We start from the raw sequence: 13,570 nt of genomic DNA, 5'->3' as shown, positions 1-13,570 counted from the left end.
TATCATCTCGAACACAATTACGGGCACGGAAAGCAGCACCTGGCGACCAATCTGGCCAGCCTGACGTTCACCGCTTTCCTCATCAACCAGATAGAGCAGTTGGCTTGCAAGTTTTTCCAACAGGCTCTTGAAGCAAAGAAGTCCAAAAAGGCACTATGGCATGCGATTCGTGGCTTGTTTGACTGGTTTATCATCGATAACTGGAATGATTTATTCACAGCAATTATTGAAGGCAGGAGTGTTAGTTTGAAACATTTGGTTGTTGATACCACATAGTGGCACTCAAGATAGTCCTGTTTAACCTGTGTTTAGAACTTGCGGATATTGTTGCTCATTAGTCAGCGTGACTTCGTTCGTCCTGAATAAATGGCGGTTTGAATTACCAATTAATTTGAGCATTAATAAGCTGTCAGCGGGAATTGCTGGCGCTTCACTATCACCACCACGGTGTTCGGGTAAGACAATGATCTTTGGAGTAGTTTGATTAGCAGAGCTTTCTGTTCCAACCGCCTGCCGCTGTGAATTTTCTACTATGCACCAATCATCATCTTCCGAGCCTTGTCCATTGGCGCCATCAATAGAAAGACACTCAAACTCTCCTGAATCAATGTCCGATACAGGACAGGTAACCTTGGTATCAACAGATTGCTTATTGCCGGATCGATCACCCAATCCTGGCAGGGTCAAAGGAGGGAATTTGTTAAATTTTGAGACAACTTTTGAAACTGCCTGTAATGCACGCACTTTTCTATCAAACAGATGATGAAATCCTGATTTTTGCACTTCCCTCGGTATTGTCACCAAAATAGGCCCTTGCTTAAACCGTTCTGCCAACCATGATTTTGCTGCCGGTCTCGGCTTAGGCTGGGTAGCCTTATCTCCTCTAATATACGCCTGTGACCCGCCCCCAATTTTTCCTGAAGGACCCATGGTTACTCTCCATTCAAGGTTGTCATTTCATTGGTACAGATATACAAGCTCTCAGCCGAGGCTCAACCCAGTTATCAGATAAAAGGTAACGACCTAAGCCGTTAAGGCTTGATAAAGAATATGGCAGAATGAGAGAGGGGTTGAATGGTTAATACCAATTCTGTTTTTAAATTATGGGCTGCGCAGCCATTTTGTGCGACTGGATCTGCGTTGAAGCTCCTCGCCATAGCTACTACCCGAGGGCATAAAGGCTATGACTCGTCGCTTCGCCTTGCCCAGTAGTACAAAATAACTTGCTCACTCCACAATTTAAAAACGACATTGGTATAATTTGTAGATAGGGACATTGCAATAAGCCACCTTTATTGATGGCTCATTGCAAATCATCGGCTTGCATCAAGGCAAACCGCCTGCAGTTACTTCACGCGTCCAACGTACTCACCAGTACGCGTATCAATTTTCAGCATTTCACCTTCCACGATGAACAGAGGTACCTTAACAGTGGCACCGGTGCTGAGCTTGGCTGGCTTAGAGCCACCCTGAGCAGTATCACCCTTCAGGCCAGGATCGGTTTCAACCACCTGCAACTCAACGAAGTTCGGAGCGGTGACAGACAGCGGATTACCATTATAAAGAGTGACAGAGTAAACTCCCTGTTCTTTGAGCCAGTCGATGGTGTCGCCAACCGCTTCTTTGCTTGCAGCGTGCTGCTCGTAAGAACCATCGGTCATCATGAAATGCCAGAATTCACCATCGGTGTAGAGGTATTCCATATCCAGGTCCATGACGTCTGCGCCTTCCAGGCTTTCGCCGGATTTGAACGTGCGCTCCCAGACTCGACCGGACATCAGGTTACGGAATTTTACGCGGTTAAAGGCCTGACCTTTACCCGGCTTAACAAATTCGTTCTCAATGATTGAGCATGGATCACCCTCAAGCATTACTTTAAGACCTGAACGAAACTCATTGGTACTATAAATAGCCATTGGACCTTACCAGGAGATCAAAAACCCCTATGATAACCCGTTCCGAGCTCATTGTGCAGATGAAGGCGCAGATGAGTGAGCAGATCAGTGCACAGACCATTGGTGATTTCAGTAGCTGGCAGGAACAACTGGCGAATACAGTCAACTCTCCAGAACAGCTGTTATCGATGATGGGATTGAGTCAGGAATTACTGCCTGCCGCCTTGCAAGCCAGCAACCACTTTGCACTGCGGGTGCCACATTCTTATGTTCACCGGATGGAATACGGTAACCCTGACGACCCTCTGTTAAAGCAGGTTCTTCCTCTTGGCGCCGAGTGTGATGAGGTTGAGGGCTTTGGTTTAGACCCACTGGCAGAGCAAACTCAAAATCCTGTGGATGGCGTTATCCATAAATATCACGGACGGATGTTATTAATTGTGGGGGGCGCCTGTGCGGTGAATTGCCGATTCTGTTTTCGTCGCCACTTCCCGTATCAGGATAATCGTCTGGATCGCGAAAGCTGGTCACGGGCAATGGATTACATACGCTCCGACTCAACAATAAAAGAAGTGATTCTCAGTGGTGGCGATCCGCTGGCCACCAGCGATCGTCGACTGCAGAAATTAGCGCTGGAGTTGAACGGCATTCCTCACGTTGAGACCCTGAGAATTCATTCGCGATTACCGGTTGTGATTCCTGAGCGTATAACCGATGAGATGATTGGCTGGCTTACAGGTCACCGGATTAAACCCGTTATGGTTATTCATGCCAATCATGCCAACGAGATTGATGATGCCGTCGCTGACGCAATGAACAAGCTTCGACAGGCGGGCGTAACTCTGTTGAATCAGTCTGTTCTGTTAAGGGGTATCAATGACAGCGTTAGCGCTCTGACTGAGTTGAGTAACGTATTATTTAACGCCGGTGTGCTCCCTTATTATTTGCACGTTTTGGATCCGGTAAAAGGCGCCGCACATTTTGATGTGCCTGATGCAACTGCGAGAGAGCTGATCCGAGGCGTTATGGCAGAATGCCCGGGATACCTCGTTCCAAAACTGGTTCGTGAAATACCAGGAAAGCCGGGGAAAACCTGGATCAACTAGCTGAATGCGTTAAAACGCCGATACAAGTTCGACAATGCTGGCATATTATGAACATCAAATTTATTATATAACGTGTTCGCCACAGGATTTCGCAAAAGATAACACCGCTGATCAGGATGTTCAGCCCCATGGATTTGGGATTAAAGAATGGATTCTACAGACGCTTTCCGGCTGGAGCTGCCTGCTCGCAGCCTATCTGATTTGCAATTTTGCTCAAATAATGCAGATTCCAACAGCAGGAATATAAAACACTGGCTCGATACCTTATCGGCAACGGATCACTCAAAAAATGGTGAAAACCTTATCCAGGCCTTGGATAACCTGACCAGACTTGATGCTGATCCGGATGAGCTGTACAAACTCGTTGAAATGCTAAGGACGCCAGCCCTGTCAACAGCGTCAACTCTTTACCAGCGCCACCTGAAACGAAACATATTTCTCGACGAAAAACAGCAGGCTCGTTTCAATATCTGTCACTTACTTCATCGTGGGCTGGCTACAGCCTATCGAGCCGTCGTTCAATGCTGCATCGACAAGAGCAGCAAAGGGGAACGCTTAGCTGCAGCACTTCATCGAGCCATGTCTGATTCAGCACTCTCATACCTTTTCCAGTGCTTTCTCTACCGACCTGCAACTGCAGGGTTATGGCTTGAACTCCACAAGCTCTATCAAATTGCTAAGCAGCATAATTTTTTGCAAACCCAGCAGGCAGACCCTTTTGACAGTCAGTCAAAAATCATGTCGACCGAAAACCATTACAAACGGGCGCTTTTGCTATCCCGTACAGACACCAACAAACTCTCTAACCAGCAAATCCAGAAAGTCTGGCAAATCCTCAGCCTGTGGAGTGGACATGGGAAAATTCACCCCAAAAGTGGACTCTCTATTTACTACGCCGCCAACCTAAGGCAAGACGATGGCCTGCAATATGCGCTACCAAAACCAGATCAACAACAAGATGGTGTCATTGGTCTGGATGTAAGAGTCCTTACTGCACACTTGCAAAAGTTAAAAACTGAAAACAAAGCAACTGAAGCCATGCCCGCAGACCTGATTGACCACCTGTTACTCAGCTGGGGGCATATTCAGAAAAGATCATCTCCACGACAAAAGTCGTTCGAGCAATGCGAAGTTTGCATTGGCTTTACGGGCTTACACTACTTTTTATCCGGTAAACGCCATTTCGACGACATCGTAGCCGTTTACTCAAAAAGTACGGGGAAAAGCAACTTCAACAATGACAACAAAGATGTATGGTCATCAGCTCATGATACCGATTTAACAGAGGATGAACGGGTAGGTAATATTGTTTCGGACAAGGTAGTTGACTTTCAAGCTAACAGTGGTGCCGATGGAAAGCAGCAGACCTCTATGAAAGTCGAAATATCCAACACCAGCAATAAAGGCTTTTGTCTGAAAATCAAAAATAAGCTGCCGCAACAAATCCATCCCAGTGAACTGATTGGCATCCGTCAAACCTCGGGAACACCCTGGACACTTTATGATGTGCGCTGGCTTGGAGTATTTAATGACAACGAGCTCACCCTTGGTACCGGGTTACTGACGTCGGCTGTAGAAGCGGGCGCCATATCCTTAACCCAGAAAACTCAGGATGCTACCCACTTCCAACGATGCCTGATATTACCAGACCCCAATGAACTGTCCTTAATCATGCCAAACCTGGCAGCAAAGGAGGGGCTCAAATTTGATCTAATTCATAATAATCTTTTAAAAAAAGGAAAGTTGGTCAAATGTATCGCCAGTCACGGCATATGGAATCAATATCAAATTCAGCTATTTGGCTAGGAGACTGTCCGAGAAGTACGCTTTTATAAAGCATACGTCAGACTCTGAAACATAAGTTTGTCTCTTACACAAAGTAACTACTGATTTAGGTCGATGCGTTTTGAATCCCCATCACGTATGATGTAGATACGTTACGACTTTATCAAAGCAGTGATTTACCCGAATGGATTATCGCAAACAAACTATACGCCTGCTTGCCCTGGAAGACTCACCGAATGATGTTGAACGATGGGTAAAATTACTCCGCGCCGCAGGCATGCCCCCCCGTGTACAACATATTTCGTCTATTGAAACGATGGAGAACGCACTGAAAGACCAGCAATGGGATCTGATACTCAGTGCGGAGGAAACGCCAAGGCTGAACGCCCAGCACGTTCTAAATATTGTGGCAAAATATCAGCAAGACATTCCAGTGATTGTCACACTGCCTGAATACAATCCGGAGAAGACATTCACCTGGCTTTCTGCCGGTGCCCGGGACGCCATACCCAACACCAATGAAAAACATATTCTCCATGCGGTGTTAAGGGAGCTGAACAGTCTGGATGATCGGCGAAAGTTGGGTACCACCCTAAAAAGTCTGGAAGAGTCCAACAAGCGCTGTCAGTTACTGCTCGCAAGCGCCACAGAAGCCATTGCCTATATACACGACGGAATGCATGTAGATGCCAACGCCGCCTATCTTGAGCTGGTCGGCTACGACGATATTGACGATCTCGCAGGCACAACGATTATTGATCTGGTTGATCAACAGCATCAGGCAGAAATCAAGCAGCGACTAAAGAAATTTAATGCCAACGCTTCTCAACCAGCTATCGAGTGCCAGCTAGCTCATGTTGATGGCAACTACACCTTTGTTAGTCTACAGCTTTCTGAAGCTGAGTATGATGATGAACCCTGCATACAATTGACCCTACTGCCTATTCCGGTTCTGGATCAACCTGCAGAAAAGAAATCAGAAATCAAAAAAGCTCCAGCTCCAGCTCCAGCTCCAAAAAAAGTAACAACACCAAAACAAAAAGCAAATACAAAAGCGGCACCGGCCAAACCCGCACAAAAGCCTCAGAAGCCGCTAGCTCTTGACGCGAAAGAGACGTTCCGTAAAAAAGTCGATACGGCACTGCAGAAAACTGAGCAGGCCACTCTGATTTTTATCCAACTGGATGATTTCGAGATACTCAAAAATGATTACAGCGATGACGGTATTCGCTCCCTTCAGAGCGCAGCTGGTGAGCTTATTCTAAAGAAATTTGCCAACGCTATTGGTTGCCAATATGCAGAGGATACTTTCCTGCTACTGGCTCCTGGCAATCCAGATAAGATTTACGATCAGCTAGTCAATCTGCAAGAAACCATTGAAAACCACTTATTTGGTAGCGCTGATGAAACCATCACAACAACCGCTACCATCGGCTATGCCGTGAAAGCCGGAGATCAAGATCTGGCCGCCTTACTCGTTGATGCCAAAAACGCTTATAAAATGGCGCTCAAAAAAGAGAACCCACGAATAGAGCAGTATTCAAAAGAAAAACTGCTGCAAGAAAAAGCCGACGATGGTGATGTACAGGCCATGATTCGTCAGGCTCTGTCTCAGGACTCTTTCCATCTGCTGTATCAGCCCGTGATCAATATTACCGGTGCTGAAGAAGAGCAGTATGAAGTGCTCCTACGACTTCACTCTCCTAAGGGTGAGGTGATTGAAGCCAGTGAGTTTATGGCTGCAGCCGAATCATCAAGCCTGATGCCTCATATTGATCGCTGGGTCATTCGCCAATGTATACGACAGCTTACACCTCTTTATAAAGCAGGTAAGAGAGTAAAACTGTTGATTCATTTGAGCCCACTGTCCATTCAAGATGCTGAATTGGTAGGTTTTCTTACCGGCCTGTTAAAAGCCAGCAGTATTCCTGCTGATAGCATCATATTGCAAATGCCAGAAAGCGTTGTATTACAGCAATTGAAACGGGTGGTTGAGTTTTCCAAATCCATTGAGAGCATTGGTTGCCAGTTAGCCATCACCCGATTCCAGAGCGATTCCCGCTCTATGAAAGCGCTAAAGCATCTGAATGTTCAATTTGTTCGATTCGATGGTAGCTTTACCAGTGAGCTGAGTGATGATCGGGATGAAGAAATTACAGAAATGTTGGGGCAACTGAGAGAGCAAAATGTGCGCTGTATTGTGCCAATGGTAGAAAGCTCTCCAACGCTGGCACACTTGTGGAGGCTCGGTGTGGATTACGCCCAAGGGTATTACATTTCCGGACCGATGGATGCCATGGACTTTGATTTCGGCTAAAGCCTGATCACTTTCTCATTATCCGGAATATCCTGCTCATCATGGGTCACCATGAGAGCAGGGATTTTACGCTCTTCGATCTGCTCAAACACAAAACGTCTGAACGCACCTCGCAGCCCGGCATCCAGCTTGGAAAATGGCTCATCCAACAACAACAGTTTTGGCTCTGCCAGCAACGTTCGCATTAAACTGATTCTGGCTTTTTGACCACCTGACATAGTGGCAGGGTCTCGTTCAAAATAACCTTTCAGACCACAGTCTAATAAAGCTTGTTCCACCCTTTTCCTTCGCTCTTTTCGGAGGTATTTACGAGGTAAGGCAAACGCCAGGTTTTCTCCAACTGTCATGTGCGGGAATAGAAGATGATCCTGAAGCTGCAGCCCAACCCCACGCTGATGAGAAGGAATATCATTAATCACTCTGCCAGCCAGGATGATCTCACCGGAACAAGAAAATTCAGACGACAGTATTCCACAGATAAAATTCAACAAACTGCTCTTACCACACCCACTGGGGCCAAGCACAGAAAGTACTTCGCCAGCCTCTACAGTACAACTCAGCTGCGAGAACAGTTGCCTGCCGTCAAGGCAGATATCCACACCTTTCAGGATTAAATTCAACGGTTCATTCTCCCTGTAATTCGTCCATTCTTCACAGTCCAGTTGCTCAATAGAAACGCTACTGCGTAGGCAAGGAATGGCAAAATCATCTGAACCAGCCCATAAACACCGATTAAACGACGATTCCCCCCAGAAACCAGACCAACCGCTTCAGTAGTCACCGTTTCAATTCGTCCGGCACTGGCAAACAATGTTGGTAGATACTGGGCAATGCTCACGGCAAAACCCAGTGCAATGGACGCCATCAATGGACGCCACAGCATCATCAGTTTTATCTGAAAAAATGTTTTCAGCCGAGACTGAGAAAGCAGCAACCCTTGAAGACTCTGCCGTTGATCATAATGACGCCATGGGCCAGAGAGGCTGAGAAAACAGTAAGGCAATACAAACAACAGATGCACACCAACGACAGTAGACCAGTAGCCTTCCAACTGATATTCAAGCAGTAAAATCTGGATACCAAACAAGAACGTCATCTGCGGTAACAACAACGGCGCATACATGGCAAAGCTGGAAAATAGTGACAACTTTATCCCCAGCGTCTTGTGTTTTCTCCTTTGCAGATTAATCAGTTCCAACAGCACAACTGCGAACACGGTAGCCAGCATAGACGCTGCCAGCCCAACTTTCAGGGAGTTCACAACGGGTTCAATCAAACCATTCCACGCTCTTTCCCAACTCCTTAATGACCAGTCAGGCCAAAGAGAAGGAAAACGCCATCGCCAGACAAATGACCATATCAGTAAGGTGATCGCACTTAGAGAAAATACAAGCAGAACACTCTTCCAGATAGCTCTGAATAGTGTCATTGATACATCAGAAAATCGCCCACGATCACCATTAGTCATCCAGTGTCGTAAACTGCGTTTTGCGATGATTTCACTCAAATAGAAAGCGCTGATACAAAGCGCCACCAGCATTAGAAGCAGCAAGCTTCCAGCCGCAGCCAGCAGCCGGCTGGAGAGATCAGGATCCTGAATCCACTGAAGAATTTGCACAGCAAAGGTTGGTGGATTTGTTGGGCCAAGAATCAACGCAATATCCACAACCGAAATAGAGAATGCCAGAACGGTATACACGGGCAAGCGAATCATTGGATACAACTGAGGCCAAATCAACTTCACCCAAATGGTCATTGGCTGAAAACCAAGGCTGGCTCCTAGCTTCAGGGTTCCGGAAACCGGCACCTGCACCAACGCCGTTAGCAACATCAGAATCAAGAAGGGCGTCTCCTTGATGACCAAAAGCAAGATCATGCTCAACCCAAAAGCATCATTCACTGTTTGCCAATCCGGCGGTAACTCCCAGCCAGCCAATAGCGCAATCAGCCGGGTAAATACGCCACTGGGCATCAGGATAAAGGCAATGCCAAACGCAAGCGCAACGTGGGGAACCGCCATGACCGGCGATAACCAGTGCTGAAGTCGACGCCAGAGCGGCGTTCCCCATAACGCGCTGACTGCACCCAAAGCCAGCAACAAAGACAAGAGCGTAGAAAAGACAGAAGTGCTAAACGTCAGAAACAGCATTTCTGATAACTTTGGCGTCACTAGAAGGTTTAGCCAAGGGGCGACACTGAAGTTTGTAAACCCAAGAGCCGGCATAATATTAAATGCCGGCAAAACAACACTGACGACACCCGACAACACTGGCAAAAGAAAAAGAACCGTTAACCCCACTGCTAGAAACGCAGATGGAGATAAACGGCTCGAGAAGTATTTAACGACGGCCACTACCGGTATCTTTTAACCCACTCTTTCTCAAGCGCTGACACCCATGAACTATGCGGCTCAGGCAGTGTAGCTCCCAAGCCTTCAGCAGACAATGTTGCAGGCCCAAGCGGCAGTTCTGCAAATCGTTTCTGATCCATACTGTTCAAGCTGGACATGGTTAATACTGTTGGGTCTCCCCAGACATCTGGATTGGCTTTATGAGCCTGAGCTTCCGGTGACATCAGGAAATTGATCACTACCTGAGCCCCTTCACTGGCACTGCTGTTAAAGGGAATGGCCAGAAAATGGGTATTCCCCAGAGTTCCGGTTTTGTGAACATACGTTCTTACGGTTTCCGGCAGTTCACCACTGGCAATAGCAGAGCTTGCATAAGAAGGATTAAACGTCATTGACAGCAGAATTTCGCCGTCGTCCAGCAACGGTGTTAACGCCAGGTTGTTTGCCGGGAAGGTTTCACCTTTACGCCACAGCAAAGGATGAATCTCATCCAGATAACGCCACAGTGGCTCAGTAACTTTATCGAAATCAGCATTTTCCACTGGCTTCTGCAGAACATCCGGTTGTATGGATAACTCACTCAGTATCTGCTTGAGAAAAGTGGTACCAATAAAATCCGGTAGCAGAGGGTACGTCACACGACCTTGATGCTTCCGAGCAAAAGCCAGAAGCTCTTCGGCATTCGCTGGCGGCGTATCTAAACGATCAGTGTCATACATAAAGACCAGCTGCGCCATTCCCCATGGGGCTTCCAGTCCATCCGCCGGTTCTCCAAAATCCACCACTGTGGTTGGTTTCTTAACAGGATCAATACCGTTAAACGACGGTAAATCAGTGACAAAAGGACCGTAAAGCAAACCATTGCGCTTCATCGAACGGAAGTTTTCTCCATTGATCCAAACCAGATCAACAGTCCCTTTATTCGTACGGCCTGCAGATTTTTCCGCCAGAACGCGACTAACGACATTGGCAGTATCCGTCACTTTGACGTGTTTCAGCATCACGCCATATCGCTTTTCTACTTCTTTGGCCGCCCAATCGATATAGTCATTGATCTGCTCGCTACCACCCCAGGCATTGAAATAAACCGTCTGCCCCCGGGCTTTATCAGTCACCTGTTGCCACTGTGTACTGTCAGCCAAAGAAAGGGTAGATGTCAGGGCAACCGTGGCAGCCAGCACCACCTTATTAATCCATCGTTGTATTCTTATCATTTTTCTTCTCGTCTCATGTTAACGATTGGAGATCCTTTTCACTGAAACCCAGCAGGTACAAAATACTATCCAGTCCCAGAGTAGAAATCGATTGTCGTGCACTCTGTTTCACCAGCGGTTTGGCTCTGAATGCCACACCAAGACCGGCAACACTCAACATTGGCAGATCGTTAGCCCCATCACCCACGGCAATGGTCTGATTTAAAGAAATGCCTTGTTCAGAGGCAATTTGCTTTAACAGCTCCGCTTTTCTATCACCATTAACTATCTGTCCCATCACCTGGCCGGTCACTTTACCATCGCGGATTTCCAGTTCATTAGCATGAACAAAATCGATGCCCAGCTTGTTCTGAAGATAACGGGCAAAATAAGTAAAGCCACCAGAAAGAATGGCGGTGCGATAGCCCAGTAAACGCAGAGTTGAGATCAGTTCTGCGGCACCTTCTGTCAGTTTTAACTCGTTGGCAATGCCTTCGAGTACGGACTCATCCAGCCCTTTCAGCATGGCAAGGCGTTCACGGAAGCTCTCATTAAAATCCAGTTCACCCTGCATGGCGCGCTCGGTAATCTCCGCGACTTTATCGCCGACGCCCGCCGCTTCTGCTAACAGGTCGATCACTTCAGCTTCTATTAGGGTTGAATCCATATCAAACACAACCAGTCGTCTATTTCGACGAAAGATGCTGTCTTCCTGAAACGCAACATCGGCATCCAAATCCGCCGTCAGGTTCAAAAAATCTGATCGCAGTTTATCCAGATCCGGTGAAGTGCCTCGAACAGAAAACTCCAGACAAGATGTGCGGCCAGTCTCGTTTTCACCTTCCAACAATGAGCGACGACCAGACAGGCGGGAGATATGATCAATATTGAGGCCATGAGCAGACGTAATACCGGATACCCGGGCAATCTGTTCTGCCGTCACATTTCGGGATAGCAACGTCAGGATATATCGGTTCTTGCCCTGTTCGGACACCCAGTGTTCGTAGTCGTTCTGGGAGACGGGCTGATAACTGAACTGCAAATCGCGCTCATGAAAATGAAACAGCAAATCTTTTAGAACCGCCGCTGAGTTCTGCCCTGAGTCTGGCAGGCGAACCAAGGTTCCCCAAGTCAGGGTGTCGTGGATAACCGACTGGCCTATATCCAAAATCTCAAGACCATAATCCGCCATGATGGATGTTATGGATGAGGTAAGCCCCGGCTTATCCCGGCCAGTTACATTAATTAAGATTATTTCACTCACTGGACAGTCCAACTCTCAGGTCGATTCAGGCGCACAGTCTAACATACCGATGTGGATCAAACTGAAGTTTTGATAGGATAGAAGTTTAACCCTTGATCATTCGCTCAGGAGCTTTCTGTTGAAAAAGCGCACTCTCACGCCCGGACTGATTTCGCACTTTGCGTCCCGGTTTTCCATCCGTACTCAGCTGATGGTAATTTTTGGCGTGATGCTGACCCTTCTGGCGCTTGGCATGTCATTGGTCATCAACAACGAGGTTGATTCGGCCAGCCGTCATCAAGCCGATAGCATCGGCCAATTACTCAGCGCTCAAACTGCCAGCGCTGCAACCGACATGCTGGTCACCGGTGACCGGCTGAGCCTGAATGTTTTACTCCGGCAGCTGGTGCAGAACCCTTATGTAACGGATGCCAGCATCTACAGTATTGATAATCAGCGAATTGCCAGTGCCAGCACCAACAGCGGGGAGACAGATAGTGACAATCCGTCGTATTCGTCACCCATTCATTATCAGGATGTGATTGCCGGTTATGCTCGTCTGTCTCTGAACAACGAACTATTAAGCCAGAAACCGAAAGATGCACTGTTAATTATTGCCGCCATTAGTTTACTGGTCTTGATGGTTGGCCTGATTGTACTTCACCTTTACGGTTCCGGTATGGCAACAGAGCTTGGCATTATCGAGCGGCAGCTGAGATCCATGATGCCAGGTGATGCCACCACGCCGGAAGTAAAGGGTGAGATTGCCCGATTATCTGCCTTTGTAGAACAAAAACTGTTAGAGAAGAGAACCGTTGAGCCAGAGGAAACTGAAGACGCCCCGGAAACCTCTGTAATCGTTGCCATCAAAGTAAAAAACCTTGGTCGCTTACAACAACTGCTGGCCCCCAGAGAACTTCAGGGTATTCTGCGGAGCTATAGTGAAATTATCCGCGAGTCGGCAAAACTGTACGGCGGTGAAGTTACCTACACACCGGAAGGCAACGCCTACCTAAGGTTTTCCAGTAATCAAAGCCCAAAATTCACCTCCGACGCTTTGTTTTGCAGTTTGATGATTGAAGCCCTGGTAGAAATCGCGGGCAAAGTGAATATCGCCAGCACACAACTGGGTATCGGTATCAGCATCAGTGAGCAGCAATCGGAGTTTCCGGAAGAGATGCATCCGGCGCTTGAAGAGAGTGCGGCAAGTGAAGCATTAACTCTGGCGAACCAACCAGAGATGAATGGTATTTATATGGTGCGCTCAGTAGTCAGTTGGTTACCCTCAGAACTGCCAGATTTTGAAGCACAGGATAACGAAGTTGTTCGTATTAAAGGAATTAAGAGTGATGATATTGATGAACTTCGGAATCGTATTCATGAAGCGTCGAGATTACTGCAGCTTTCATGATTATTCAGTTCTTGGTTAGACATTCTCGACTTTAGAGTTCTCAAAGCACAATAGTTCAACAGCAATCGAATAATCAGCTAAAAAGCAACCATCCCCAACCACCAAGTTTGAGATGGCTGCCATGCTCACTTCAGATCATCGAACAATCCTCCGGGAGCTCGCTTTTTATACAACCTTTCTAGGAGCCTGTCGGACTTAGAACAACTTTTGAGTATAATACCCGCAAGATCGTAAAAGACAGCCAGCCAATGAACAAATGGACTTTCAGAC

At 47.2% G+C, this 13,570-nt stretch carries 10 protein-coding genes and 1 pseudogene; 5 read left to right on the top strand and 6 right to left on the bottom strand.

The annotated features are described in order from the left end of the window. Nucleotides 1-276: pseudogene (locus tag AKL11_RS25570) on the top strand (hypothetical protein); the annotation flags it as partial. 21 nt (nucleotides 277-297) lie between these two features. Here AKL11_RS25570 and AKL11_RS05165 read toward each other — a convergent pair. Further along, nucleotides 298-930 carry a hypothetical protein gene (locus AKL11_RS05165; RefSeq protein WP_067515558.1) on the bottom strand — a complete coding sequence of 211 codons (633 nt, stop codon included), beginning with the start codon at nucleotides 928-930 and terminating at the stop codon, nucleotides 298-300. 416 nt (nucleotides 931-1,346) lie between these two features. Further along, entirely contained in the window at nucleotides 1,347-1,916 is a 570-nt protein-coding gene (gene efp, locus AKL11_RS05160) for an elongation factor P (RefSeq protein WP_067515557.1), read from the bottom strand. Between the two features lie 29 nt (nucleotides 1,917-1,945). Between efp and epmB the strand changes: the two genes are divergently transcribed. From epmB to AKL11_RS05145, 3 genes are all read left to right on the top strand, one after another. Continuing rightward, nucleotides 1,946-3,001, top strand: coding sequence for an EF-P beta-lysylation protein EpmB (gene epmB / locus AKL11_RS05155; RefSeq protein WP_095210196.1), 1,056 nt, complete (start codon nucleotides 1,946-1,948; stop codon nucleotides 2,999-3,001). A gap of 147 nt (nucleotides 3,002-3,148) precedes the next feature. Further along, a complete protein-coding gene (locus AKL11_RS05150; RefSeq protein ID WP_067515556.1) occupies nucleotides 3,149-4,807 on the top strand; it encodes a cyclic-di-GMP receptor FimW-related protein in 1,659 nt (552 codons plus the stop codon). 163 nt (nucleotides 4,808-4,970) lie between these two features. Beyond that, on the top strand, nucleotides 4,971-7,103 hold the full coding sequence (locus tag AKL11_RS05145; protein WP_067515555.1) for an EAL domain-containing response regulator: 2,133 nt from the start codon (nucleotides 4,971-4,973) through the stop codon (nucleotides 7,101-7,103). Here AKL11_RS05145 and AKL11_RS05140 read toward each other — a convergent pair. Genes AKL11_RS05140 through serB form a run of 4 tightly spaced genes read right to left on the bottom strand, consistent with a single transcriptional unit; the run spans nucleotide 7,100 to nucleotide 11,910 of the window. Then, nucleotides 7,100-7,723, bottom strand: a complete 624-nt coding sequence (locus AKL11_RS05140; protein ID WP_067515554.1) for an ATP-binding cassette domain-containing protein — start codon at nucleotides 7,721-7,723, stop codon at nucleotides 7,100-7,102. The two genes, AKL11_RS05145 and AKL11_RS05140, sit on opposite strands and share 4 nt — an antisense overlap. Continuing rightward, a complete protein-coding gene (locus AKL11_RS05135) occupies nucleotides 7,720-9,456 on the bottom strand; it encodes an ABC transporter permease (RefSeq protein WP_067515553.1) in 1,737 nt (578 codons plus the stop codon). The genes AKL11_RS05140 and AKL11_RS05135 overlap by 4 nt, the downstream gene beginning before the upstream one ends. Then, nucleotides 9,456-10,667, bottom strand: a complete 1,212-nt coding sequence (locus tag AKL11_RS05130; RefSeq protein ID WP_067515552.1) for an ABC transporter substrate-binding protein — start codon at nucleotides 10,665-10,667, stop codon at nucleotides 9,456-9,458. The genes AKL11_RS05135 and AKL11_RS05130 overlap by 1 nt, the downstream gene beginning before the upstream one ends. Nucleotides 10,668-10,680: 13 nt before the next feature. After that, nucleotides 10,681-11,910: a phosphoserine phosphatase SerB gene (gene serB, locus AKL11_RS05125; protein ID WP_067515551.1), complete on the bottom strand. Its 1,230-nt coding sequence runs from the start codon at nucleotides 11,908-11,910 to the stop codon at nucleotides 10,681-10,683. Between the two features lie 118 nt (nucleotides 11,911-12,028). Between serB and AKL11_RS05120 the strand changes: the two genes are divergently transcribed. Next, nucleotides 12,029-13,300 (top strand): AhpA/YtjB family protein, encoded by a 1,272-nt coding sequence (locus AKL11_RS05120; protein ID WP_067515550.1) that lies wholly within the window; start codon nucleotides 12,029-12,031, stop codon nucleotides 13,298-13,300. Nucleotides 13,301-13,570 lie beyond the last annotated feature (270 nt).

Origin of the sequence: Endozoicomonas ascidiicola (genome assembly GCF_001646945.1) — a bacterium.
GTDB classification, from domain to species: Bacteria; Pseudomonadota; Gammaproteobacteria; order Pseudomonadales; family Endozoicomonadaceae; genus Endozoicomonas; species Endozoicomonas ascidiicola.
Note: the sequence above shows the minus strand (reverse complement) of the source record. Positions and strands in the feature narration are given on the sequence as shown.